The organism is Actinacidiphila alni, from assembly GCF_900112845.1.
GTDB lineage: Bacteria > Actinomycetota > Actinomycetes > Streptomycetales > Streptomycetaceae > Actinacidiphila > Actinacidiphila alni.
Genome location: NZ_FONG01000002.1, coordinates 503,994 through 528,167, shown reverse-complemented (window position 1 = coordinate 528,167; position 24,174 = coordinate 503,994). Strand labels below are relative to the sequence as shown.

The window sequence follows — 24,174 nt, the reverse complement described above, 5'->3', positions numbered from 1 at the left end:
CACTGCGTGACCACCTGTAACACAGCCGGTACATGTGGCGTGTTGCACACCGGTGGCGCGCATTCCGCCCGCCGCATCAATTACCCGGACAAGTCGCCGCACGCGCGGCCGTATGGTCGTCGGATGAGATGCTGACGGTCCGCACGGAAGAAACGGCCGGGGATACCGCGGATGAATGTCCTGACACGACGGATGCGGCGCACGTCCGTCCTGGGGTGCGCGCTCGTCGGCGCGCTGCTGCTCGGCCTCGTCGGGTGCTCCACCGACGGCGGGGGCGGCACCACCATCGCGGGCGACGCGGCGCCGGTGAGCGGCGGGCCGCCGAGTACCGCCCACCGGGACCCGGCCCCGCCCGGCACGGCCGGCGACTCCCCCGGCGACTCCTCGGCCGTACCGTCCTCGCCCGGCACGCCCACCCGCACCAAGACGCTCACCAAGGCCGAGTATCTGCACCCCGACGGCGACTACTTCGGCCTCGCCACCTTCCACGGGCCCAACCGCGCCACCACCGCGTCGGCCGCGGCTGCGGCCGGCGAGCAGCCGCGCATCCTGGAGTACTACCAGGACTGGGACCAGCCGTTCTCCGCCGATCACGCGGAACTCGCCTATCAGCAGGGCGCGCTGCCGCTGATCACCTGGGAGCCGTACGGGGATTCGCGCGCCGCCGACCAGCCGAAGTACGCGCTCCAGCGCATTGCGTCCGGAACATATGACGCGTACATCATCCGCTATGCCCAAAAGGTCAAGTCGATCGGGCAGCCGGTCGCACTCCGATTCGCGCACGAGATGAATGGCGCATGGTACCCGTGGTCGGAGAGCAACAGCGGTAATTCATCGGGGGATTATGTGAAGGCCTGGCGGCACGTCCATGATCTGTTCCAGATCGTCGGCGCGACCGAAGTGATCTGGGTCTGGAGCCCCAATGTGCTGCGCGGCACCGGAGGCGTCGCGCTCGGGCCGCTCTATCCCGGTGACGCCTACGTCGACTGGATCGGTATCGACGGCTACGGCTTCGGCGAGAAGACCGCCACCGAGGTGCTCCAGCCGACGCTGGACGCGATCACCGCCTTCTCGCACAAACCGGTCCTGATCAGCGAGACCGGCAGCGCGCCCGGGCCGCGGCAGGCGGGCTGGACGGCCGATCTCTTCCGCTGGATCAAGCGCACGCCGAATGTCATCGGATTCGTCTGGTTCCAGTACAGCAAGGACGAAGGCGGCAGGTACGACTACCGGTTCGACATCTCGCCGGCCACGAAGGCCGCCTTCCGCAAGGGTCTCGGCTCGCTCACACTGCGGCCCTGGCCGGTCACGTCCGAAGGGTCCCACTAATGGGACAACCCGACCGACGTACACCACAGACGCTATGATTCACCGAAATGAGTGACGGGAAAGGGATCTTCTCCAGGCCATGAGCACTCCCACGGGGCCCCAGGATCCTCGCATACCGCACCAGAACGGTGCCGTACCGCAGGCCGACCGGCAGCAGACGCAACCGGCCCAGCAGCAGCCCGCGCAGGCACCGCGGCCGCAGCCGCAGCCGTACGGTCAGCAGCCGCCGCCCGCGCAGCCGCAGGCCCCGCAACCGCAGGCGCCCCAGCAGCAGGCGCAGCCGGGTTACGGCTTCCCGCCCACCCAGTACCCGCAGCCGGTCCAGCAGGGCTACCCGTACGAGATCAGGCCCGGCGTGCCGCAGGTCCCGCAGCCGCAGCCGTACGTCCCCAACCCCAACGAGCCGGACTGGTCCGCGCTCGCCGACCAGAACGTGGCCGAGCGCAAGCGCAAGCGGCTGATGATCATCGGCGGGGCCTCCGTCGTCGTCATCGCGCTCGCCGTCGGCGCCGCGCTGCTCTTCGCGGGCGGCTCGGACAAGAAGGACGACGGCAAGCAGATCGCCGACAAGCAGACCAGCGCGCCGGCCGTCTCGCCGACCGGGTCCGCGAGCGGCTCGCCCACCGGGACGCCGAGCGGTTCCCCGACCGGTACGCCCACCGGTTCGCCGACGCCCACGCTCCAGGGCAGCGACCTGTTCACGGCCAAGACGCTCACCGTCGACGGGCAGAGCTTCGCCCGGAAGGCCACCAGCCACCGCACTCCGTGCTGGAAGAGCACCCAGGGCGGGCTCGGCCCGATCCTGGACAAGAACAAGTGCACGCAGATCGTGCTGGCCACCTACGTCTCGGGCAAGGACTCGGTGAGCGTGGGCGTGCTGGTCTTCCCGACAGCGGCGCAGGCCGGCGAGGTGAACGCGGGGTTCAAGGGCAAGCTCATCCCGCTCACCGGGCAGCCCGGCATCCCGAACTTCTGCAAGCAGGTGCCCTGCGCGGTGACCCACGCCGTCCACGGCCGCTACGTCTACACCACCCTGGCCGGCCCCAACGACGGCAAGGCCGGCAACAAGGACGCCCACTCGGTGGCCGCCGGCCACGGCATCGCGGGCTACACCTTGTCCCGCCTCCTCGACCTCGACTAGCTGCCCCAGCAGAGAGGGCACGTCAGGCCGCCGGAGTGAGAAGAGCGTCGGCGACGGCCGTGCGGGCGTAGAGGACGGAGCGGCCGACGCGGTGGGCGGTGACGAGGCCGGCGTTGCGCAGGGCGGTGAGGTGCTGGGAGACCCCGGCGGGGGACATACCGGAGGTCTGGGCGAGCCGGGTCGTGGAGGTGGGGGTGTCCAGCTCCGTGAGGAGAAGAGTGCGGGAACGCCCGAGGACGGCGGCGACCGCATCGGCGGCGGGAGTGGCCCGCGGCTCCCACAGGGAGCCGATCCCCCGCGCGGGATAGGCGAGTTGGGGCGGGTCGGGCGCAACGGACCGCGTCAGCACCCGCGGCCAGGCGAAGGCCGAGGGCACGAGCAGCAGCCCGGAGCCCGTCTCGGCCCGGCTGAGCGCGCAGGCCCGCCGTACGAGCCGTAGGCTCCCGTCGTCCCAACGCACCGTCTCGTGCAGCTCGTTGAGCACCTGCGCGGCGCCGTGCTCGGCGACCTGCCGGGCCCGGTGGAAGACATCGGCCTCCAGCAGCTGCCGGATCCGCGCCCAGTACGGCGCGAGCGCCAGCTCCCAGTACGTCTCGACCTCGTCGGCCACCTTGGCGAGCGCCGCCTCGGGCGCCTCGCGCAGCAGCCGGAAGCGGGCGGAGTGCGAAGGGCGCCCGGCGGCACGGGCGTTGGCGTCCAGCAGGTCCAGTTCGTAGTGGACGCGCTCGCCCGGCGTACGGCGGACCGCCGCCAACTCCTCGGCCAGGGTGGGGAAGGGCGTCGCGGGTGTCGGGTTGAGGAAGTCGGCGAGATAGCCGTCGCCGGGGATCAGCCCGGCGAGCCAGCCGCGGTCGAGCCCGGCCTCGGTCAGCCGGGGCCGTACCTGCGCGGCCCAGCGCCGGTGCGGCGGCGGCTCCGTACCGGTGCGCAGCAGCTTGAAGCTGGTCACGACCTCCCACATCGGGGACAGCGCGAAGCGGGTCTGCGCGAGATCCGCGGTGGTGAAACTCAGCTCGGCTTCCATGGCTCCCCGACCCCCTGCGTACGGCATGGATTCGGTCCCAGCTTAATCAATGGCCCGGGGGTGCGGGCGGGCCGCACGCTCCTGCCATGTTCACCACTTTTCGCGGACTCCCGCCCACGGTCTGGACGCTCTTCGCCGGGACGATCGTCAACCGCCTCGGCTACCTCGTCACGCCGTTCCTGGTGTTCTTCCTGGCCGCGCAGGGGGTGACCGGCACGCAGACGTCGTACGTGCTCGGCGCGCTGGGCGCGGGCAACCTCATCGGTCCCGCGGTCGGCGGCCTGCTCGCCGACCGCCTCGGCCGCCGCCGGACCATGCTCGTCGGGCTGCTCGGCGCCGCGGCGGCGCAGGGCGCGCTGTTCGTGGCGCCCGGCGTCGCCACCATGGCCGCGGCGGCGCTGCTGCTCAGCGCGGCGGGCGCGTCCGTCAGCCCGGCGGCCTTCGCGCTGCTCGCCGACTCCGTCGACGCCGAGCGCCGGCAGCGCGCGTACGCCCTCTTCGGCTGGGGCGTGAACATCGGTACAGCCGCGGGCGGCGTCCTCGGCGGTTTCCTCGCCGCGCACGGCTACTGGCTGCTGTTCGCCGTCGACGCCGGGACGATGCTCGTGTACGCGGTCGTGGTCGCGCTCCGGATCACCGAGACGCGGCCTCCGGCCGGGGCGAGGGGGTCCGGGACGTCCGCCGGCGACGGGGTCGGCTACGGCGTCGTCCTGCGGGACCGGCTGCTCATGACGCTGCTGCCGCTGTCCGGTATCCAGCTCTTCGTCTACTCGCTCACCGAGGTGGCGCTGCCGCTGGCCATCCACGACAGTGGTCTGTCGCCCGCCGTGTACGGGGCGATGGCCGCGGTCAACGCGGTGCTCGTCGTCGTGATCCAGCCGTTCGCCACGGCACGTCTTGCCGGGCTGCCGCAGCTGCCCGTGCAGAGTGCCGGCGGCGTGCTCATCGCCGTGGGCGTGGCGCTCACCGGGGTCGCCGACAGTGTTGCCGGCTACACCGTCTCCGTCGTCGTCTGGTCCCTCGGCGAGGCCGCCGTCGCCGGGATCGGGGCGGCCGTCGTCTCCAACCTCGCGCCCGCTCATGCCCGGGGGCGCTATCAGGGTGCCTTCGGGTGGACCTGGGGGGTCGCGCGGTTCTCCGCGCTCACCCTCGGGGTGGCCGTCTACACCTCCCTGTCCCCCGCCGCCCTCTGGTGGTCCGCCCTCCTCGGCGGTCTCTTCGCCTCCGGCGCCACCCTGGCTCTCATCCCTCGCGTCCGTGCCCGCGCCGCGGCCGACGCCGCCCCCACCCCCGACCCGCACCTCACGGAGGTGGGCGAGGTGGTCGCGGCGAAGCTCCCGACGTAGCGCCTCCTTCTCACGCTCACGGGGTCACGACGGGAAAGCTCGGGTCGGCGTCGTCCAGGACGCCGAGAATGCTCTGGAGCGCCCCGAGGTCGCCCGCGTAGTCCACACCGGAGGTGCCCTCTCCGGCGAGGAGGTCCATGAGCCGGGGCTTGGTGAGGGTGAGGGAGAGGTCCACGGAGCCGGGCACGGGCGGGGTGTCGGTACGGGTGTGGACGAGGACACCGTTGTGCAGGGTGACGCGGTGCCGCTCGCCGAGATCGGTGAAGTGCCAGTCGGTCGCGAGGCTGAGGTTCCACGCCCGGGGCCCGTCCACGCGGATGGCGAGCGAGTCGAAGACCTGCTCCACGCTGAGCGCCCCGGCCATGCCGCCCGAGGTGAGCGTGGTCCGCTGCACGCCCTCGCGCAGTTCGAGCGCGCCGGTGAGGTAGCAGTTGCGCCAGGTGGCGTTCTCGGCGCCGTGCGCGAGCTGTTCGAAGGTCCGCGCCAGCAGCTCCTTCGCCTCGGTGCTCTCCGGCGCCGCGAAGACCGCGTGCTTGAGCAGCTGCGCGGCGAACCGCGCGTCGCCCTCCTCCAGATACGCCCGCGCCTTGTCGAGGGCCGGCCGCAGCCCGCCCAGGCAGTCCACGTACCGGCGGGCCGTCTCGGCCGGGGGGTGCTCCCACAGCGACGACGGGTGGCCGTCGTACCAGCCCATGTACCGCTGGTAAATGGCCTTCACATTGTGGCTGACCGACCCGTAGTAGCCGCGGGCGTGCCAGGCGCGGGCGAGCGCGGGCGGCAGCTCGACCAGTTCGGCGCACTCGGTGCCGGTGTGCCCCTGGTTGAGCAGCCGCAGCGTCTGGTCGTGCAAGTAGCCGTACAGATCGCGCTGTTCGCCCAGGTACCGCTTGAGGCGGTCGGTGCCCCAGGTCGGCCAGTGGTGGGAGGCGAAGAGCACGTCGGAGCCGTCGCCGAAGAGTTCGACGGACTCGGTCAGGTAGTGCGACCAGATCCGGGCGTCGCGGACGAGGGCGCCGCGCAGCGTCAGGATGTTGTGCATGGTGTGGCTCGCGTTCTCGGCCATGCACAGCGCGCGGCGCTCGGGGAGGTGGAAGTTCAGCTCGGACGGCGCCTCGGTGCCGGGCGTGAGCTGGAAGCGGAACAGCACCCCGTCGTACGTCTCCTCCTGGCCGGTCGCCGTGATCTCGACGGTCGGCGGCAGCAGCTCGACCGAGCCGGTGGAGGACGTGAAGCCCAGGCCCATGCCGACCAGGCCGGCCGGGCCGCGGTCCAGGGTGTAGCCGGAGTAGTAGGCGCCGCGGCGCAGCATGGCGGTGCCGGCGTAGACGTTCTCGGCGACCGAGTGCTCCATGAAGCCGGCGGGCGCGACGATCGGTACCGCGTCGTGGCCCTCGTCACCGTCCTCCGGCAGGACGCCCCGGATGCCGCCGAAGTGGTCGATGTGCGAGTGGGTGCAGAGCACGGCGGTGACCGGGCGGTCGCCGCGGTGCGCGCGGTACAGCGCCAGCCCCGCGGCGGCGCACTCCGCCGACACCAGCGGGTCGACGACGATGACGCCGCGCTCGCCCTCGATCAGTGTCATGTTGGACAGGTCGAAGCCGCGGATCTGGTAGACGCCCGCGGTCACCTCGTACAGGCCGGCGCGGGCGCACAGCTGCGACTGCCGCCACAGGCTGGGGTGCACGGTGTCGGGGCAGTCGCCCTCCAGGAAGGCGGTCGCGCCGAAGTCCCACACCACCCGGCCGTCGGCCGTGGTGATCCGGTCCTGCGCGGGGGGCGCGACCAGGCCGCGGTCGGCGTCCTCGAAGTCCGTACGGTCGGCGAAGTCGGGCATCTCGTCGATGCTGGTCACCTGTGGCCTCCCGGGCAGCGTCCCGCCTGCGGCGCGGCGCCGCACGCACCCCCATCCTGCGTACGGGGGCGGGCCCGGCGCCCGTACTGCTGCGCCAACCGGGGGGCGTGCGCCCGGCTCAGCCGGTGCGCGGGGCGGCGCGCAGGTCGCGGGCGCCGACGGCGGCCAGCGCCGCCACCAGGAGGACCGTCACGGCCAGTTGGGCCACGGCGCCGGCGAGCAGGCCCGCGGGGAGGTCGACGTCCAGCTCGACGGCGAGCAGCCCGGCCCGCAGCGTGAGGACGACCAGGCCGAGGGCGGCGAGGGCGAGGGTGGTTTCGGCGGCGGGGCGGTCGTTGCGGGGCCGGTCCGTACGGGCCCGGTCGTTACGGTCGCGGTCGTTGCGGTCCCGGTCCGTACGGGCCGCCAGGGCGCGGGCGGCCAGGCAGGCGGCGGCCGCGACGGCGAAGGCCGTACCCGTCGCCCACTGGGAGTCCACCCCCTCCGGCCGGATCACCACCGAGCCGCCCATCAGCACGCAGGTGCCCAGGAAAGCGAGGCCGGGCGGTACGGCGGGCAGCCAGGCGGGTCCGGCGTCGGCGTGGAAGCCGCAGCAGACGGCGAGCACGGTCAGCCAGCCGAAGACGGCCGTGGCGACGGTCAGCGCGGTCACCGTGCCGGACCAGTGCGCCTCGTCGACCAGCGGCTCGCTCGCCGCGACGGCGGCGGCGACCGCGAAGAGCCGCGCCCCGCGCGGGCGCTGCCGCAGCAGCGTCGCGTACGCGGCCGTCCACAGCGGCGGCGCCGCCCACAGCGCGACGCCGCGCGCCCAGCCGTAGCCGCCGTCGGAGGTGAAGACGTCCAGCAGCAGCGAACGGTCGTACGCCGAGCGGCTCGACCAGGCGAGCGACAGCGCCGCCTCGGTGACGGTGGCCGCCGCCTGGAGCAGCAGCGCGAACAGGGCGAAGTGGCGTACGGCGCCGCCGAGCGTCACGTATCCCGACGGCGCGCCCGCGGCGCCCATCCGGCTGCGGACGGCCAGCGTGACGACGCTTCCCACCTCGCGCCAGGACGGCCGCATCAGGTCGAGGTCCCGGGCCTCGTCCTCGTCCTCGGCCCCGTCCTCGGCGACGCCGACCCGCAGCAGAAACGTCTCGACCATCTCCTCCTCCCGCGCCCGCCGGTAATAGGCGGGCAGCAGGCGCAGGACGGCGCGGTAACGCTGTTCGAGCAGGGTCGCCGTCATGCGGTGCCTCCCGCGAGGCCGGGCGCGGCTCCGGGGGCGGCGCGTCTGGCCGCTATCCGCCGGGACGCCGCCCGCGCCCCGGCCGCCATCCGCTCGGCCTCCTCGTCCAGCGCGGCCAGGCCCTCGTCGGTCAGCCGGTAGTAGCGGCGCAACCGTCCCTGCTGCACTTCCTCGCGGTCCAGCGCGATCAGGCCGTCCGCCGTCAGCCGGTCCAGCACCCCGTACAACGTCCCGACCCGCAGCTCCACCCGCCCCTCCGACAGCTCCTCCACTTCCTGGAGGATCCCGTACCCGTGCCGCGGCTCATCGGTGAGCGCGGTCAACACGAAGAAGGCTGACTGCGTCATGCTTCGGGGGGTTGTCATGCGGCCAGCATATCCTGGCTCCCGATATATTGCGTGCCGCAAGCCATGAGGGGACGTCCCCTCGCCCGCACGTGCGGTGGACGTTCATCCTCAGGGGCGCGGGGAACTGCGCGCTCAGCCCACCCCGGGCCGCAGGAAAAAACCGCCCCCAGCGGGGCAGACGCTGTTTGTCTTGCGACCACCGGCCCGGTGGGGGCTGAGCGCGCAGTTCCCCGCGCCCCTAAAAACATGACTCCCGCACTCCGCAGGAGACATCAGGCACCCCCGGCCCGGGGATCACGCACCGCCCTCCGCAGGAGATCAGGCACCGTCCAGGAGGACGACGTCCAGCTGGTCGATGGTGGCGCCGTCCGCGAGGACGTGGATCTGGGAGATCCGGCCCTCCTCGGTGAGGGAGAAGACGAAGACGGCGCGCGGCCGCCCCTCGGGCACCCAGGCGAGCCCGGCGCGCCCGTCGACGAGGACGGGCCGCGCCCCCTTGGCGCGCCCGACAAAGGTCTCGGCGACGGCCGCGGCACCGCGCACGGTGGTGGCCCCGGCCAGAGCCGCCGCCGTATCCGTCCGAAGGACCACCTCGGGGTCGAGGAGTTCGAGGAGCGCCTCGAAGTCGCCGCCGCGCGAGGCGGCGAGAAAGGCGCCGACGACGGCCCGCCGCCGCACCGCGTCGGCCTCCTCGGCGGCGACGGCGACCCCCTGGACGCGCCGCCGCGCCCGGCTGGCGAGCTGCCGCGTCGCGGCGGGGCTGCGGTCGACGATGCCCGCGATGTCGTCGAAGGGCACGGCGAACATGTCGTGCAGCACGAAAGCGAGCCGCTCGGCGGGCGAGAGCGTGTCGAGCACGACGAGCAGCGCGAGCCCGACCGAGTCGGCGAGCAGCGCCTGCTGCTCGGGATCGGCGCCGCTCTCCGAGGCGGTAGCCGTATGAGTGTCGAGCGGGTCCTCGCGCCGCGTCCGGCGCGACCGCAGCATGCTCAGCGAGACGCGGGCCACCACCGTGGTCAGCCAGGCACCGAGGTTGTCGATCGTGCCGGCGTCGGTACGGCTCAGCCGCAGCCACGCCTCCTGCACGGCGTCGTCGGCCTCGGCGGCGGAGCCGAGCACCCGGTACGCCACCGCCCGCAGCCTGCCGCGCTGCTCCTCGAAGCGCGTCGCGAGGAAATCGCCCTCGTCCATCGGTCACCCACTTCCGTCACCCGTCACCCGGTGTCCTAGCAGTGACGCGCCCCGCGCCGCCGATGTGACAGCCCCGCGTACGGACCCTCGCCCGCGAGGGCGCCCCTCACCCCCACGGGTGAACCGTCCACCGATTTCGGGAAGCCGACCAATCCGCGCGGCCCCCGGCCACGAACCTGCCGCACGAGTGCCCGCGCAAGAGCGGGCGCGGTCAGAGATGGGGCGTGATGGGCGTAGAGCGCATCGACACCCGGCTGCTCGAAGAACTGACGGAGCAGTCCCAGGACCTGAACAGCGACGCGCTGCGGATCACGGAGAGCGCGTTGAGCGACTTCCGGGAAGGGACCCCGCCCGTGTCGTCGCGGCGCTGGTGGCACCGCGGCGGATCGGTCGCGGCGGTGGCGGGCGCCGCCGCGCTGCTGCACACCTCGCGGGCCGCGGCGGCGACCGCGTCGGCCGACGACATCATGGCGCTGCAGACGGCGGCGTCGATCGAGAATCTGGCGATCAGCGTCTACCGGACGGCGGCGGGGCTGCCGTTCATCAAGGACGGCAACAAGACCGTCGCGGCCTTCATCGCGAAGACGACGACGCAGCACCAGGCGCACGCGAAGGCGTTCAACTCGGCCGCCACCCAGGCGGGCGGCAAGGCGCAGACGCAGCCCGACGCGAAGTACGCGGCCGTCGTCAAGCAGACGCTGCCGTCGATCAAGACGCCCGCGGACGTGGTGAAGCTGGCGATCACGCTGGAGGACGTCGCGGCCCAGACGTACACCAAGAACGTCGGCCAGGTCAGCAACGGCGACCTGCGCAAGCTCTTCGCGTCCGTCGCGCCCGTCGAGGCGCAGCACCGGGCGACGCTGCTCGCGGTGCAGGCGCTGCTCGCCGGGAACATGGGCGACCTGATCGCCATCCCGACGGACGTGGCCAAACTGCCCGCCGCGGCCGGCAGCGTCGGCTTCCCCGACGCTTTCTACCCGACCAAGAACGCGTCGCCGATCACCGAGGGAGCCGTCAAGTGAGCACCGTACGCGGCGGCTGGGAGCCGGAGATCAGCGAGGAGCAGCTCGCGCGGCTGACCCGGGACATGGAGCAGGCGCACCAGGACACGCTGCCCGCGATGCGGGCGGCGGCGGTGGACCTCGTCGAGGAGCAGCGCGAGAAGGCGGTCCGGCGCGACGCGCCGGCGGACGCCTCGCGGCGCCGCTTCCTGATCGGCGCGGGCGGGCTGGCGGCGGCGTTCGCGCTGGCCGCCTGCTCCAGCAGCGACGACAAGAAGAAGACGTCCGCGTCGGCCTCGACGGCCGCGGGCGGCGGCAGCTCGCCGTCGGCGTCCGGTTCCGGCACGTACACCGGTGACCTGAAGGTGGTGGCGCTGGCCACCGCGCTGGAGAACCAGGCCGTCGGCGCGTACCAGGCGACGCTGGACGCGGCGAAGGCGGGCAAGCTCGGCAAAGTGCCGCCGGCCGTCGCGACCTTCGTGCAGACGGCGATGAAGCAGCACGCCGACCACGCGAAGGCGTGGAACGCGGTGCTGACCGGCGCGGGCAAGCCCGCGATCACCGATGTGCCGCTGTCCAACCAGCCCGCGACGCTCAAGGCGCTCGGCGCGGCCAAGGACGTCGGCGCCGTCGCCAAGCTCGCCCTCCAGCTGGAGGACCAGGCCGCGCAGACGTATCTCTTCGCGACCTACAACGTCACCAGCCCGGCGGGCATCGCGACCGCCGCCACCATCGCGCCGGTCGAGGCGATGCACGCGGCGATCCTCAACTTCGTCCTGGGCCAGTACCCGGTCCCCGACGACTTCCTGCCCACCGACAAGGCGGCGAGCCCCACCCTGCTCACCGTCTGACCCGTCCTCACCGGGGCGGCCCGACCCCCATACGGGCCGCCCCGCCCCCGAAGGGAAGTCCCCGCGTGACCACCACCGCCGTACGCCCGTCCGCCCCGCTTCTCGCCGCCGCCTGCGCGGCGGCCCTGATCCTGACCGGCTGCTCGTCGTCGTCCTCCTCCCCGGACTCCGGCGGCAGCTCCCCCAGCGCGACGGCGGCCTCCGGCGGCGGCACCACGATCGTCATCCGGAACTTCGCCTTCACCCCCGCCGGCCTCACCGTCGCCCCGGGCACGAAGGTCACCGTCCTGAACAAGGACTCCACCGCCCACACGGCCACCGCCGCCAAGGGCGACACCTTCGACACCGGCACCATCGCGCCGGGCAAGAGCGCGACCTTCACCGCGCCGCGGACCAAGGGCGTCTACGACTACATCTGCACGATCCACCAGTTCATGAAGGCCAAGCTCACCGTGAGCTGACCCCTCCCTCCCCCTGTCCCCTATGACGAGAACGAGGCCCGCCATGCCGTCAGCAGCGACCGTCTCCCCCACGGCCCGGGCCCTGGACGTCGCGGCCCGACTCGTCGCGGCGGCCGGCCTGGCCGTGGACGCCTATGTGCACGCCAAGCTCGCCGGCCAGTACGACGCGGTGACCGCCGACATCAGCCAGGGCGCCCTCTTCCGCGTCGAGGCCGGCCTCGCGTCGCTGGCCGCGCTGCTCGTGCTGGTGTGGCGCCGGCCGCTGAGCGCCGCACTCGGCTGGCTGGTCGCGGCCGGCGGCCTCGCGGCCCTGCTGGTCTACCGCTATGTGAACGTCGGCGCCCACGGCCCGCTGCCCGACATGTACGAGCCGGTCTGGACCCCCGACAAGAGGCTCACCGTCTGGTCCCAGGCCGCCGCGACCGCCGCCTGCTCGTACCTGCTGCTCCGGTGGGCGCTCGCCCGCCGGAGCAGCGACGCGCGGGATCTGCCGGAAGAGCCCTAGAGCGCGGGCCTGGACCGGTCGGTGAGCAGGGCCCAGATCACGAAGACGCCGATCGCGATGGCGATGACCGCCCAGATCGGCTGGTAGGGCAGCCACATGAAGTTCGCGATCACACTGAGCGCGGCCATGCCGACGCCCACGCCGCGGGCCCAGGGCGCGCCCTTGAGGATGCCGATGCCGGTGAGGATCAGCAGGGCCCCGATGACGAGGTGGATCCAGCCCCACGCGGTGAGGTTGAACTTGTACGTGTAGTCGCCGATGCGCGCGTACACGTTGTCCTTGGCGATGCCGACGACACCGTTGAGCACGGCCAGCACACCGTCCACGAAGAGCAGGACGCCGGCGAACACGGTGCCGCCGCTGGCCCACGCGCTTCCCCCGCCGCGCGGGTCGCGGTGAGGTGCGGGAGCCCCGGACGGGGCAGCGGGCTGTGCCATGAGAGCCTCCTTCGCCGATTCCTCGACGTACCCCCGACCGTCCGCGCCCCACCGCCCCGCGGCGACCGGGACTAGGCCATCCGGGTGAACGACGGGAACGACGTGCATGACGCACCGTGTGCGCACACGCACGACTGCCCGACCGGGCGGGTGGCCGGGTCGGGCAGCGAGGGGGGTGGGCCGCCGGCACGGGGGTGGGCGGCGGCCCGGGTGGGGCGGGGGCTGGATCAGCCGTTGGCCGCACCGTTGCCGGAGAGCACCGGGATGTCGTTCAGGATGTGCGAGGCCGGCTCGTCGCCCTTGATCTGGCTGGAGTTCTCGGCGCACTGCTGGTTCTGCGGGGAGGCCAGGACGTTGACGTCCTGGACCGTGACCGGCACCAGGCCCACGAGGGAGCCGACGTTGGCCTTGACCGGCAGGCCGACGCAGGGCTTGTTCAGGGTGCCCTGAACGAGGCCGATCTGCGGGCTCTGCACACCGTCGGTGTGGGTGTTGCCGTAGCTCTGCTCGGCGCCGTTGCCGTTCACCGTGGTCGTGCCCAGGTCGTCGCCGAGGGCCATGGCCTGCGGGGCGGCGGTGACGCCGACGGCAACAACCGAAGCGGCGAGCGCAGCGCCGGCCAGCATCTTCTTGATCATGTGAAATCCTTTTTCGGTGCTCGATTGCACGGTTCTGGAGCGATCTGATCAACCGCTCACACGGGGTTTGGTTCCGGCGATTCACTCCGATGGCGGAGCGCTGCCGCGCGTACGGCCGCTGCCGTCGCGCGACGGGTGGAGCGTCTGGTCAGCCGCCGAGCGGGAGCCCGCCGAGGGGCAGGCCGCCGAGCAGGGAGGCACCGGGGACCGCACCGGTCACGGTGGAGAGGGCAGTGTCCTTGGTCGCGGACGTGGCCTGGCCGAGAAGCGCGTCGGTCGGGAGCTGGCCGCGGAGCTGGTCCGCGGTGCCGGTGACCTTCTGCAGCGTGGAGTCGACCTGCATGCCGTCGGTGGCCTTCTGCAGCGGCTGCGCTTCCATGAGCTGGTCGACGCCGCCGTTGATGCTGGTCGGCATCGTGGCCGCGGTCGGCATGTCGGGGGCCGTCACACTGTCCGCGAAAGCGGGCGCGGCGACGCCGACCGCCATCATCGAGCCGGCCATGACTGCTGCGACCTTCGAGTACTTCATTGCCACCCTTTCAGTGCCGGTGTCTGTCGGCATGGTCAACGACCACGGATAGCAACGGAAACGAAAAGTAAACGCGCCGCTCGACAATCACTCGTCCGTGCGGCCGGCGATGAGAGCCGCCTCGCCCAATTCTCGTACTAATTCCGTTGCCCGGGGCCACCGAACCGTCGCGGAAACCGGCGGGGAAACCGGTCAGGACGCCGGTGCGAAAACCGGTCAGGACGCCGGCGCGGAATATGTGCGGCGAATACGGTCGTGCGCCGCGGACCGGGCGACGGCGGCGTGCGCCGGGCGCGGACCGCCGCGCCCCCGCCGGTAGAGCATCGCGCCGCCGAGCAGCAGCGCCGCGCTCGCCGCCCCGGCCGTGCCGAGGCCACCGCCCGACGTACCGGTCTCGGCCAGGGACTCCTGGTCGACGGCGGGTACCGCGCGGGTGGACTTCCCGGGGGCCGGCGGCAGGTCCCGTACCTGGGTCGGCGGATCGGTGTGCACGGAGTGGGTGTCCGTACCGGTGCCGGTGCCCGCGTGCGCGCCGGTTCCGTCATTGGCGCAGGAATTCCCGGTCACCGCATTCAGCAGTCCGACCACGTCGACGGTGTTTCCGCACAGATCGAGCGGAACGTCGACCGGAATTTTCACCGAGTTCCCGGACGCCACGCCCGGTGATCCCCCCGTACCCGACTCCGTACCGGACTGCGTACCGGACTGGGCGCCCGATCCGGTGTGCGGTGCCGCATGGGAATGCGATGCATTGGTGCACTTGTTGCCCAGCGCCGCGTTGTCGGCGCCCACGACGTTCACGCTGTTCCCGCACGCGTTCACCGGAACGTCGATCGGGGCCTCGACGCTGTTGCCCGACAGCAGGCCGGGCGAGCCGGACGCGCCGCCCTGCGCGTCGGAATCCGCGCTCGCGATACCCCCGGTGGCCGCGAGGATGCTGCTGGCGGCGGCGACGGTGAGCAGGCTCCTGCTCAGGATGTGTCGCATCGAATCTTTTCTCCGCTCGGGTTCTTCGGTCCTGTCCGCTTCGTCCCGTCCCGTTTCGTTCCGCTTCCGTTCCGTCCCTGACGACGGACCGCCCCGGTGCGCGACGTGCGCGCTCCGGGGCGGTCCGGGATCAGAACCTGACGGTCTGACAGGACGACGTCACGTCACTTCGTCACTGGTTGACGCAGGTGTTGCCGAACGCGGGGTTCAGCAGACCGATGACGTTGACGGTGTTGCCGCACAGGTTGACCGGGATGTGGATCGGCACCTGGACGCTGTTGCCGGACAGGACGCCCGGGGAGTGAGCGGTGACACCGCTGGCGTCGGAGTCGGCGAACGCGGGGGCCGCGACGCCGACCGCCATGAGCGTTCCGGCAGCGATGGCCGCAACCTTCGAGTACTTCACGTTGTGCTCCCTTTCCGAAGCGGTGTCTGGTGCCCGCACGTCCTTCGTGCCGGCCGGACCCGGAAATCCGGGTCCGCGAACACCACTACCGCCGGGCTAACGACGGGCGACGACGGTAAGCAACTCCCGGATACGGCGCGCCGGTCATCATCCACCCGAATGGCTCGGCTTTTTCCGCCGGCAGCGGACGGGCGGGGGGAAACCCGGGGGAAGTCCGGAGTTCCCCGACGGGAACCGGCGTGCCCTTCCGGAGAAAAGGCCGCGGCCCCGGCCGCCGGCGCGATGCCGGCGGCCGGGGCCGCGGGGAAGCCGGTTACGGCCTCAAGAGGCGAGCCTCAGTGGTTGCCCGCACCGTTGCCGGAGAGCACCGGGATGTTGTCCAGGATGTGCGACAGCGGCTCGTCGCCCTTGGCCTGGGTGGAGTTCTCGGTGCACTGCTGGTTCTGCGGCGAGGACAGCACGTTGATGTCCTGGACGGTGACCGGCACGACGCCGACCAGCGAGCCGACGTTGCCCTTGAGCGGCAGCGCGAGGCAGGGCTTGTTCAGCGAGCCCTGGACCAGCGCGAACGACGGGCTCATGTAGCCGCTGGTGTACGTGTTGCCGTAGCTCTGCTCGGAACCGTTGCCGTTGGCGGTGGTGGTTCCGTGGTCGTCACCGATGGCCATCGCGGAGGGGGCCACCGACGCCGAGACGCCCGCGATGGAGACGGCGACGGCGGCCGTGGCGAGGAACTTCTTGATCACGGTTGGTCCTTCTTGGGAGAGAGTGCCCTGTACATGGGTCTACATGGGTCGCACTGACCAACAGGCCCCCGGACGAATAGTCATGCTGTTTCACCCGAATGGCTAGAAGGGTCGGCGGCGCCGCCCGGGGCGGTATCGAAAGAGTGACGCGGGTGACGTGGGTTGACGCCTCGTCACTCGCGCTCATGTGATCGTCATAAGACATTCGTCCTGCTCGGCGGGCCGCGCGCCTTACGTGAATCGCGTGCCGAGGTCTGCGACCGTGCATTCCTGTTTCCCGAGGATTACCTGACAGGCACGGTATTCGTTGACTCCACGCAGCCCGTCGAATACGCGGGCGCGCACATGACACGCAGAACGCAGAACACGGCTCCGGAGAGAGGGAACGGCGCGCGATGCCGCAACACCTGTACGAACTCGCCGGGCTGACGGTGCTTCATGTGTCCCAGCCCGTCGAGGGCGGAGTCGCCCGCGTCGTCACGGACCTGGTGCGGGCCCAGCTCGACGACGGCATGCGGCCGGTGGTGGCCTGCCCGCCGGACGGCGCGCTGCCCGAGGCCGCGGCGGCGGCCGGCGCCCGCGTCGTACGGTGGCCGGCCGGCCGCTCGCCCGGTCCCGGGCTCGCCCACGAGACCCGCGCCGTCGGACGGCTGATCCGGGCGGTACGGCCGGACCTGCTGCATGTGCACAGCGCCAAAGCGGGCCTGGCGGTACGGCTGGCCGTACGCGGTACGCGGCCGACCGTCTTCCAGCCGCACGCCTGGTCGTTCGACGCCGTCGGCGGGGCGACCGCGCGGGCCGCGCTGCGCTGGGAGCGGTACGCGGCGCGCTGGGCGGACCGGGTGCTGTGCGTGAGCGAGGCGGAGCGGCGGGCCGGGCAGGACGCGGGTGTCCCCGGCCGGTGGGCGGTCGTGCCCAACGGTGTGGACCTCGACCGCTTCGCCCCGGGCGAGGGCGGGGACGTCGGGGACGGCGGCCGGGGCGAAGGCGTCCGGCGCGGCGGACTGCCCGCGCTGCCCTCGCCGCCCGGACTCTCCGGCGTCGCCGACGACGCCCCGCTGGTGGTCTGCGTCGGCCGGCTCTGCGCGCAGAAGGGGCAGGACGTGCTGTTGCGGGCGTGGCCCCGTGTGAGCGCGGCGCTGCCGGAGGCCAGGCTCGTCCTGGTCGGTGACGGGCCCGCGCTGCGGTCACTGCTGCGGGACGCGCCGCCCGGCGTGCTCTTCGCGGGCGGCGCCGCCGACACCGCGCCCTGGTACCGGGCCGCCGACGTCGCGGTGCTGCCCTCCCGCTGGGAGGGGATGGCGCTCGCGCCGCTGGAGGCGATGGCCTGCGGGCGGCCGGTGGTGCTCACCGACGTCAGCGGCGCGCGGGAGAGCGTGCCGGCCGCGGACGCGGCCTCGGCCGTCGTGCCCGTCGGCGACGAACGCGCCCTCGCGGACGCCCTGCTGGCCCTGCTCACCGATCCGGTACGGCGGGCCGCCGCCGGCCGGCGCGCGCTGGCGCACGTACGCGAACGGCACGACGTACGAAGAACGGCTGCCGCCGTGGCCGAACTGTACGGCGAGGTGCTCGCGCTCCCGGGGCCGCGGCCCCGCCCCCCGCTTCCACGGCCGGCCCGTCGCGGCGACCGGGTCGCCCGATGACCTGGGAGAGCGCGCGCATGCCGCCGCCCCAGCCCCCGGATCCCACCCCGGGCCCCGGCCCCGGTCCCGGTCCCGGCTTCGTCCTCGGCCAGACCACCGACATGACCTCGGGTGAGCACGGCCCCCTCGGCCCCACGACCGACAGCGCCCCCGCGCGCGGCCGCGGAACGGTCATCGGGCACGCGCCGGACGGCGCCGCGTCCGACGCCCCCGGCGGCGAGGAGGGTCAGCGGCCGGCCGAGCGTACGGTCCCCGTCGGCGTCCCGCCGGAGTCGCCCCCCGAGGCCGCCCGGACCCCCGGCCAAGGCACCCGCTCGCTCGCCCACCCGCCGGCCGCCGCCGACCACACCGCCGCCCTGTCCCCGCGGGCACCCGAGCAGGGCAGCCGCACCAACGGCACGCCCCGGCCCCCCGTCCTGTCCCCGAACCCGACCAGCGCCGCCGCGGCAGCGGGCGCCCGCGGGACGCCGGCTGCCAACGGCAGCACAGGAGCGGTCGTCCGCGCGACGACAACCGTCAGCGCCGGCGCGGGCAGCCGTACCACCGCGACCGACAACGGCAGCGCGCGTACGGCCGCGCTCGGGGCATCACCCGCGAACAGCGGCGCCACTTCGGTGCCGTTCGGGCTGGAGGCGGGCAGCGGGAACGGCGGGACGGTCGTCCGGGTACAAGCCGGCAGCAGCGGCAACGGCGGGACGGTCACGCGGGCACAAGCTGGCGCCGGCGGCAATAGTGGCTCGGTCACGCGGGGCCCGGCTGTGGGTGCGGGCAGTACGGGGTCGGCGACGCGGAGCCCCGCCGTCGGTGCGGGTCGGGCCGGGGCGGTGACCCGGAGTGCGGGTTCGGGTGCGGGTGCGGGTCGTGCGGGGCGCGGGCCGGTCGCGGGCGGCGGGGCGTCGGTTGCCCGGAAGGCGGGCGGCGACGAGGCGTCGGTCGTACGCACGGCGGGCGGTGGGGCCGGGGCGGCGCCGGAGATTCGTCAGGCCGCCGCAGGCGGGGCCTCGCCCAGGGCGGGGAGGCCGCGGCACAAGGCGTTCCGGCCGCGGGCGGCCGGGCCGCTGGTGGTGGCGGACGCGGCGGCGGCCGTCGTCGGGGCGCTGGTGGGGCGGCCGGGCATGGCGCCGTGGCTGCTGGTGCCGCTGGTGGTGTGCCTGGTGGCGGTGGTACGGCGGCAGGGCCTGTACCGGCCCGGCTTCGCGCCCGCGGCCTTCGACGAGGTGCCCGCGCTGGCGCCGGCCGCGGCCTCCGCATGGGGCCTGGTCGCGGTGGCGGCGGCCGCGCGGGCGCCCGGACGGGCCTTCGGCTGGGCCGAGTTGCTGACCGCCGTGGCCGTGACGGTGCTCGGCCAGTGCATGCTGCGCGCCCTCGTGTACGGCGCCCGGCGGCGGCACGCCCGGCTGCACCCCGGCTCGACCCTGATCGTCGGCGGCGACGCCGCCGTCCGCCAGGTCGTGGCGGTGCTGCACGCGCACCCCGAATACGGCATGCACCCCGTCGGCATCGCCGCCACCGGCCAGGTCCCGGGCCAGGAGCAGGGCCCCGGACCCGGTCACGGCACGGCGCCCGACGACTTCCCGCTGCCCGTACTGACCGGCCACGGCGACATCACGCGCGCCGTCATCCAGAATTCCGTGCGGTACGCGGTCGTCACCGGCCCGCGCACCCCCGACGCGCGGACCACCGCGACGGTGCGGCTGCTGGCCGCGCAGGGCGCCTGCGTGTGGCAGGTCGGACCCACTCCCGGCGGCCGGCCCGGCACGGTGGCCCCCGGCCACCTGTGGGGCTTCGCGTGCCGCCGCCTCGACCCGTATCCGCGTCCGCCGCACGGCCGTTGGGGCAAGCGCGCGCTCGACGTCGTGCTCGCCTCGGCCGCGCTGCTCGCGCTCGCCCCGGTGCTCGCGGTGTGCGCGCTGGCCGTACGCCTCGCCGACGGCCCCGGCGTGCTGTTCCGCCAGGAACGCATCGGCCTGGGCGGCCGGCCCTTCACGCTGCTGAAATTCCGTACGCTGCGGCCGAGCGACCCCGGCGAGTCCGCGACCCGCTGGAGCATCGCCCACGACCGCCGGGTCAGCGGCGTCGGCCGGCTGCTGCGCCGCACCTCGCTGGACGAGCTGCCGCAGTTCTGGAACGTGCTGCGCGGCGACATGAGCCTGGTCGGGCCGCGCCCCGAACGCCCCTTCTTCGTCGAGCAGTTCAGCCAGACCCACCCCGGCTACCGGGACCGGCACCGGATGCCCGTCGGCATCACCGGGCTCGCCCAGGTGCACGGCCTGCGCGGCGACACCTCGATCGCCGACCGCGCGCGCTTCGACAACCACTACATCGACAGCTGGTCGCTCTGGCAGGACGTCAGAATCCTGCTCCGCACGGCGACTTCACTGTTCCGGTTCGGCGGGAGCTGAGCGGCGCCATGGCCACCATCGTCACGACCCCGGAAGCCCCCGCGCGCGGACCGGCGCCCGCCCCGGCGCCGAGGCAGGACCGCGTACCGTCGCGGCTGCGCCAATACGCCTGGCTGGCACCGCTGTTGCCCGCGCTCGCCACCGTCCTGCTGCTGGCCGCGCCGGTCAGCACGGGCGACGTCAGCACGTCGGGCAAGGTCACCCCGGCCGACGCGGCGTCCGCGGTCATGATCCTCACCGTCGCCGTACGGCTGCTGCGGCACCGCGCCCGGCCGCTGACCGCGACCGCCGCGCTGCTGCTCGGCGCGCCGACCGTCGGCTTCGCGCTGTCCGCGATGACCTCGGCCGACCCGGGCGCGGGCCTGGCCGGATTCCTGCGCTACGTCCAGGTGTTCGTGCTGGTGCCCGCCTCGCTGGTGCTGCTGCTGCGCGACCGCCGGGACTTCGCCGTCGTCGCCGGCGCGGTCGTCGCCGTCGCGCTGGTCCAGGGCGCGATCGGCGTCTGGCAGTACGCGACCGGCACCGGCGCCTCGTACATGGGCGAGGACATCAGGGCGGTCGGCACCTTCGGCCCCTCCGACATCATGGGGATGGCGACGGTCGTCGCGTACGGCCTGGTCGTCGCGACCGGCTGCGCCCTCGTCCCGGCCGCCGCGGGCGCGCCCCGCTGGCTGCGGCCCGCCGCGCTGGCCTGCGCCGCCGCGCTGGTCGTCCCGCTGGTGGTGTCCTTCAGCCGCGGTACGTGGATCGCCACGGCCGTCGCGTGCGCGGCGATGATCGTGCTGTCCGGGCGGCGGCAGGCGCTGCGCGTGTTCGGGGTGCTCGCCGCGTCCTCGGTGCTGCTGGTCGGCGGCCTCGGCGTCGGCTCGCAGATGATCAGCGAGCGGGTCGCGAGCATCACGCAGGTCAAGGCCGCGCCCGACCCGTCGGTGACGGACCGGTACACGCTGTGGGCCGCGGCGCTCGGCATGTGGCGCGAGCACCCGGCGACCGGCGTCGGGCTCAAGCGGTTCCCCGACGAGCGGGACGGGCACGCCTCGCTCGCCCTGTCGTCGGGCAGCGACACCGCGGGGGCCGGGCAGCGCTTCACCCGTGAACCGCTGCTGTCGCCGCACAACATGTATCTGCTCGCCCTCAGCGAGCAGGGGCTGATCGGCTTCACCCTGCTGGTCGGCGGCTGGGCCGCCTATCTCGCGCGCGGCACCGACCGGCTGCTGCGGGTGCGCCGCTCCCCCGGCCCGCGCGCGCCGGGCGCCGCCGCGTGCGGCCTGGCCGCGGTCGGCCTGCTCATCTGGAGCTGCGTCGACTTCCTGTACGCCGACATCGGCGGCCCCTCCACCGTCCTGACCGCCGTCCTGATCGGGCTGGCCGCGTGGTGGGCACTGTCACCCGCGGCGACGGCCCCGGATTCGGGTACGGGCACGGGTACGGACGCAAGCGGGCGAGTGGGCTCGGCCCTGTGCACGGCTACGGCTACGGGCGTGGGCTCGACCCCGGGGCCGCGTACAGGTCCGGGTCCGCGTACGGGTCCGGGTACGGGCACGAGCGCGGGTACGGATGCGGGTCCGGGCGGGCCTCGCTGATGACCGCGGGGGCGGCGACCGCCGAGGACGAGGAGGACGCGCCGGCCGGCCGTACGGTGCCGGCGGCGCTCGACGCGTCCGCCGCCGACGGTGCCGCCGGTGCCGGCGGTGCCGGCGGGAGCGGCCCCGGCCGGGAGGACCAGCGGGACCGGGAGGGCCAGGAGGACAAGGGGTCCAACGGCCTCGCGCGGGCCGCCCTGGTGACGGCGGTGCTGTCGGTGGCCGGCTCGGTGCTCGGCCTGGTCCGCGACCAGGCGATCGCGCACCTCTTCGGCGCCGGCGCGGCCAGCGACGCCTTCCTCGTGTCGTGGACGGTGCCGGAACTGGCCGCGACCGTCCTCATCGAGGACGCGATGGCGCTGCTGCTCGTACCCGCCTTCGCGGCGGCGGTCGCCCGCAGGACCGAGGCAGCCGCGGGCCGCCGGGGCCGCGACCCCGTACGGGTGCTGCTCGGGGCGACGCTGCCCCGGCTGACGCTGCTGCTGGCCGCCGCGACGGCCGTCCTCGCCCTCGCGGCGCCCTACGTGGTCGACGTCCTCGCCCCCGGCCTGACCGACCACCGCCTCGCCGTCGACTGCACCCGGCTCACCGCCGTCACCGTCTTCACCTTCGGCCTCGCCGGCTACCTCAGCGCCGCGCTCCGCGCCCACCGCCGTTTCCTGCCGCCCGCGGCCATCTACATCGCCTACAACGTCGGCATCGTCGCCACCCTCTTCCTGCTCCACGCCCACTGGGGCGCCCGCGCCGCCGCCGCGGGTGTCGCCATCGGCGGCCTGCTGATGGTCCTCGTCCAACTCCCGGCTTTCCTGGCGGAGTTGCGCCGCACCGACTCCCCCAGGAGAGACCGGGGAGAAGGGCCCCGCCCGCGGGCCCGCGCGAGCCGTCCACGACGAGCGACGACGTGGCCCACGCAGCCCGTCGGCAACCACAGGACACGGTCACCCGCGCCGGGACTCGGCGTGATCCCCGACGTGTGGTCCGCGCCGGGGACCGACGACGATCACCACACACCGACCGCACCCGTCGCGGCCGCCGACAGCAGCCCCACCGCCTGGCCCACGCAGGGCGCCGACACCGGCCGGCGGACCACGTCACCCGCGTTCGCGCCGGGGACCGGCGGATACCCCGCCGACTTCGGGCCGACGGCCGACGTGTGGTCCGTACCGGAGAGCGACGACGATCACCTCCCGCCGACCGCACCCGCGGCGCCCGGTGGGAGGTGGCCCGTGCCGCGGGCGCGGCGGGGGGCGCATGCGTACCGGGAGGGGCGGCTGGGGCTGGCGCTGGTGGCGCCGGTGATCGTGTTCACGGTCGGCCGCCAGGCCCAGGTGCTGATCGAGCGGTTCTTCGCCGCGCCGCTGCCGTCCGGGGCGATCTCGCACCTCAACTACGCGCAGAAGGTCGCGCAGATGCCGATGGTGCTGTCGGTGATGATCTGCACGGTCACCTTCCCCGTGGTGTCGCAGGCGCTGGCGCGCGGGGACCGGGAGCGGGCCAGGCGGCAGGTGCAGCGGGACCTGACGGTGGTGTGCGTGATGGTGCTGCTCGGCACCGCGTACATCATCGGCTGCGCCCCGCAGATCGTCGAAGTCCTGTTCCAGCGGGGCGCGTTCGACGCCTCCGACACCGCGGCGACGGCCGCCGTCATGCGCGTGTACGCGCTCGGGCTGCTCGGCCAGAGCCTGGTGGGCGCGCTGATCCGCCCGTACTTCTCGGCCGCGCGGCCGACCTGGTACCCGGCCGCCGCGATGGGCGCGGGCCTGCTCCTGACGGTCGCCGTGGACGCGGCGACGGCCACGGCGTGGGGCGCGTACGGGATCGCCGCGGGCAACGCCGCCGGGATCACCGTGACCGCCGCCCTGCTGGCCCGCGGCCTGGCCGCGCACACCATCGGCATCGGCGCCCGCCAACTCCTCACCGGCGTGGGCCGGATCACTCTCGCCGCGGCGGTCGCCACCGCCGCCGGCTGGGCCCTCGGATCGCTGATCCCCGATCCGCTGGCCGCGACGGCGGTGTGCTGCATCGCCGTGCCGGTCACCTTCGCCGCGGCGGCCGTCGCGGTGCGGGTGCCGGAGGTACCGCATCTGCTCGCCACCGCGAAACGAAGGCTGTCCCATGCCTAGTTCGAACCCTGTGCCCCACTCCGCGCGCGACGCCGTGTCCCCGGCCGGCCGCGCCACGGACCACCGCCCGTCCGGCACCGCGCCCGGACGGTCGCCCGGCTCCGCGGCGGGACCCGCCTCCGCCGCCGCCCGCGACTCCCTGCGCAGAGCCGCGCACCCCCCGAGGCCGGGCTCCGCCACGTCCAGCGCCTCCACGACCTCCAGTACGTCCAGCGCCTCCGCCGCCTCCGATACGTCCGGCCCCTCCGGCTCCGTGCGCCCGGCCGGCCCGGAGGGAGCGGCCGCCGGGTCCGTACCGGCACACGACCTCGCACCGGCGCGGGACTTCGCACCGGCGCCGGACACCGCGTCGGAGCCGGACACCGCGTCGGAGCCGGATGCCGTCCCGCCCGCCGGCGGCCCGCTGC

At 73.9% G+C, this 24,174-nt stretch carries 22 protein-coding genes; 11 read left to right on the top strand and 11 right to left on the bottom strand.

Annotated elements, in window-relative coordinates; genetic code table 11:
- Positions 1-171 precede the first annotated feature (171 nt).
- Both BM076_RS05230 and BM076_RS05225 read left to right on the top strand, forming a co-directional pair.
- Positions 172-1,329: a glycoside hydrolase family 26 protein gene (locus tag BM076_RS05230; RefSeq protein WP_093712120.1), complete on the top strand. Its 1,158-nt coding sequence runs from the start codon at positions 172-174 to the stop codon at positions 1,327-1,329.
- A gap of 79 nt (positions 1,330-1,408) precedes the next feature.
- Positions 1,409-2,470, top strand: coding sequence for a flagellar basal body-associated FliL family protein (locus BM076_RS05225; RefSeq protein ID WP_093712119.1), 1,062 nt, complete (start codon positions 1,409-1,411; stop codon positions 2,468-2,470).
- Between the two features lie 22 nt (positions 2,471-2,492).
- On the opposite strand, the gene BM076_RS05220 is transcribed toward BM076_RS05225, so the two are convergent.
- The gene (locus BM076_RS05220; protein WP_093712118.1) at positions 2,493-3,494 is read right to left on the bottom strand and encodes an ArsR/SmtB family transcription factor; all 1,002 of its coding nucleotides are present in this window, start codon (positions 3,492-3,494) and stop codon (positions 2,493-2,495) included.
- An 86-nt stretch (positions 3,495-3,580) separates the two neighbouring features.
- On the opposite strand from BM076_RS05220, the gene BM076_RS05215 reads away from it, so the two are divergent.
- A complete protein-coding gene (locus tag BM076_RS05215) occupies positions 3,581-4,840 on the top strand; it encodes an MFS transporter (RefSeq protein WP_093712117.1) in 1,260 nt (419 codons plus the stop codon).
- A 16-nt stretch (positions 4,841-4,856) separates the two neighbouring features.
- Here the strand turns inward: BM076_RS05215 and BM076_RS05210 are convergent, their stop codons facing one another.
- The 4 genes from BM076_RS05210 to BM076_RS05195 all read right to left on the bottom strand — a co-directional run bounded on the left by BM076_RS05210 (position 4,857) and on the right by BM076_RS05195 (position 9,455).
- On the bottom strand, positions 4,857-6,674 hold the full coding sequence (locus BM076_RS05210; RefSeq protein WP_093712258.1) for an alkyl/aryl-sulfatase: 1,818 nt from the start codon (positions 6,672-6,674) through the stop codon (positions 4,857-4,859).
- Positions 6,675-6,810: 136 nt separating this feature from the next.
- A complete protein-coding gene (locus BM076_RS05205) occupies positions 6,811-7,917 on the bottom strand; it encodes a hypothetical protein (protein WP_093712116.1) in 1,107 nt (368 codons plus the stop codon).
- A complete protein-coding gene (locus tag BM076_RS05200; protein WP_093712115.1) occupies positions 7,914-8,264 on the bottom strand; it encodes a PadR family transcriptional regulator in 351 nt (116 codons plus the stop codon). Before BM076_RS05200 ends, BM076_RS05205 begins: the two co-directional genes overlap by 4 nt.
- A 318-nt stretch (positions 8,265-8,582) precedes the next feature.
- Positions 8,583-9,455 carry a sigma-70 family RNA polymerase sigma factor gene (locus tag BM076_RS05195; RefSeq protein ID WP_093712114.1) on the bottom strand — a complete coding sequence of 291 codons (873 nt, stop codon included), beginning with the start codon at positions 9,453-9,455 and terminating at the stop codon, positions 8,583-8,585.
- Between the two features lie 227 nt (positions 9,456-9,682).
- On the opposite strand from BM076_RS05195, the gene BM076_RS05190 reads away from it, so the two are divergent.
- The 4 genes from BM076_RS05190 (at position 9,683) to BM076_RS05175 (ending at position 12,273) form a co-directional block, all read left to right on the top strand.
- Positions 9,683-10,477 carry a ferritin-like domain-containing protein gene (locus BM076_RS05190; RefSeq protein ID WP_093712113.1) on the top strand — a complete coding sequence of 265 codons (795 nt, stop codon included), beginning with the start codon at positions 9,683-9,685 and terminating at the stop codon, positions 10,475-10,477.
- Positions 10,474-11,307: a ferritin-like domain-containing protein gene (locus tag BM076_RS05185; RefSeq protein ID WP_245795726.1), complete on the top strand. Its 834-nt coding sequence runs from the start codon at positions 10,474-10,476 to the stop codon at positions 11,305-11,307. The genes BM076_RS05190 and BM076_RS05185 overlap by 4 nt, the downstream gene beginning before the upstream one ends.
- A 65-nt stretch (positions 11,308-11,372) precedes the next feature.
- Positions 11,373-11,768 (top strand): cupredoxin domain-containing protein, encoded by a 396-nt coding sequence (locus tag BM076_RS05180; protein WP_093712112.1) that lies wholly within the window; start codon positions 11,373-11,375, stop codon positions 11,766-11,768.
- 43 nt (positions 11,769-11,811) lie between these two features.
- A complete protein-coding gene (locus tag BM076_RS05175) occupies positions 11,812-12,273 on the top strand; it encodes a hypothetical protein (protein ID WP_093712111.1) in 462 nt (153 codons plus the stop codon).
- Here BM076_RS05175 and BM076_RS05170 read toward each other — a convergent pair.
- The 6 genes from BM076_RS05170 to BM076_RS05145 form a co-directional block, all read right to left on the bottom strand.
- Positions 12,270-12,710 (bottom strand): DUF7144 family membrane protein, encoded by a 441-nt coding sequence (locus BM076_RS05170; RefSeq protein ID WP_093712110.1) that lies wholly within the window; start codon positions 12,708-12,710, stop codon positions 12,270-12,272. The two genes, BM076_RS05175 and BM076_RS05170, sit on opposite strands and share 4 nt — an antisense overlap.
- Positions 12,711-12,937: 227 nt before the next feature.
- Positions 12,938-13,348 (bottom strand): rodlin, encoded by a 411-nt coding sequence (locus tag BM076_RS05165; protein WP_093712109.1) that lies wholly within the window; start codon positions 13,346-13,348, stop codon positions 12,938-12,940.
- Between the two features lie 148 nt (positions 13,349-13,496).
- Positions 13,497-13,877 carry a hypothetical protein gene (locus BM076_RS05160; protein ID WP_093712108.1) on the bottom strand — a complete coding sequence of 127 codons (381 nt, stop codon included), beginning with the start codon at positions 13,875-13,877 and terminating at the stop codon, positions 13,497-13,499.
- 216 nt (positions 13,878-14,093) lie between these two features.
- A complete protein-coding gene (locus BM076_RS38150) occupies positions 14,094-14,864 on the bottom strand; it encodes a chaplin (protein WP_093712107.1) in 771 nt (256 codons plus the stop codon).
- Between the two features lie 172 nt (positions 14,865-15,036).
- The gene (locus BM076_RS05150) at positions 15,037-15,270 is read right to left on the bottom strand and encodes a chaplin (RefSeq protein ID WP_093712106.1); all 234 of its coding nucleotides are present in this window, start codon (positions 15,268-15,270) and stop codon (positions 15,037-15,039) included.
- A 335-nt stretch (positions 15,271-15,605) separates the two neighbouring features.
- Positions 15,606-16,016 (bottom strand): rodlin, encoded by a 411-nt coding sequence (locus BM076_RS05145; RefSeq protein ID WP_093712105.1) that lies wholly within the window; start codon positions 16,014-16,016, stop codon positions 15,606-15,608.
- Between the two features lie 395 nt (positions 16,017-16,411).
- On the opposite strand from BM076_RS05145, the gene BM076_RS05140 reads away from it, so the two are divergent.
- The 4 genes from BM076_RS05140 (at position 16,412) to BM076_RS37270 (ending at position 23,767) form a co-directional block, all read left to right on the top strand.
- Positions 16,412-17,659: a glycosyltransferase gene (locus tag BM076_RS05140; RefSeq protein ID WP_093712104.1), complete on the top strand. Its 1,248-nt coding sequence runs from the start codon at positions 16,412-16,414 to the stop codon at positions 17,657-17,659.
- A 1,115-nt stretch (positions 17,660-18,774) separates the two neighbouring features.
- On the top strand, positions 18,775-20,061 hold the full coding sequence (locus BM076_RS38280) for an exopolysaccharide biosynthesis polyprenyl glycosylphosphotransferase (protein WP_093712256.1): 1,287 nt from the start codon (positions 18,775-18,777) through the stop codon (positions 20,059-20,061).
- Between the two features lie 8 nt (positions 20,062-20,069).
- Positions 20,070-21,644 carry an O-antigen ligase family protein gene (locus BM076_RS05130; RefSeq protein ID WP_093712103.1) on the top strand — a complete coding sequence of 525 codons (1,575 nt, stop codon included), beginning with the start codon at positions 20,070-20,072 and terminating at the stop codon, positions 21,642-21,644.
- The gene (locus tag BM076_RS37270; RefSeq protein WP_245795724.1) at positions 21,644-23,767 is read left to right on the top strand and encodes a lipid II flippase MurJ; all 2,124 of its coding nucleotides are present in this window, start codon (positions 21,644-21,646) and stop codon (positions 23,765-23,767) included. Before BM076_RS05130 ends, BM076_RS37270 begins: the two co-directional genes overlap by 1 nt.
- Positions 23,768-24,174: the final 407 nt, after the last annotated feature.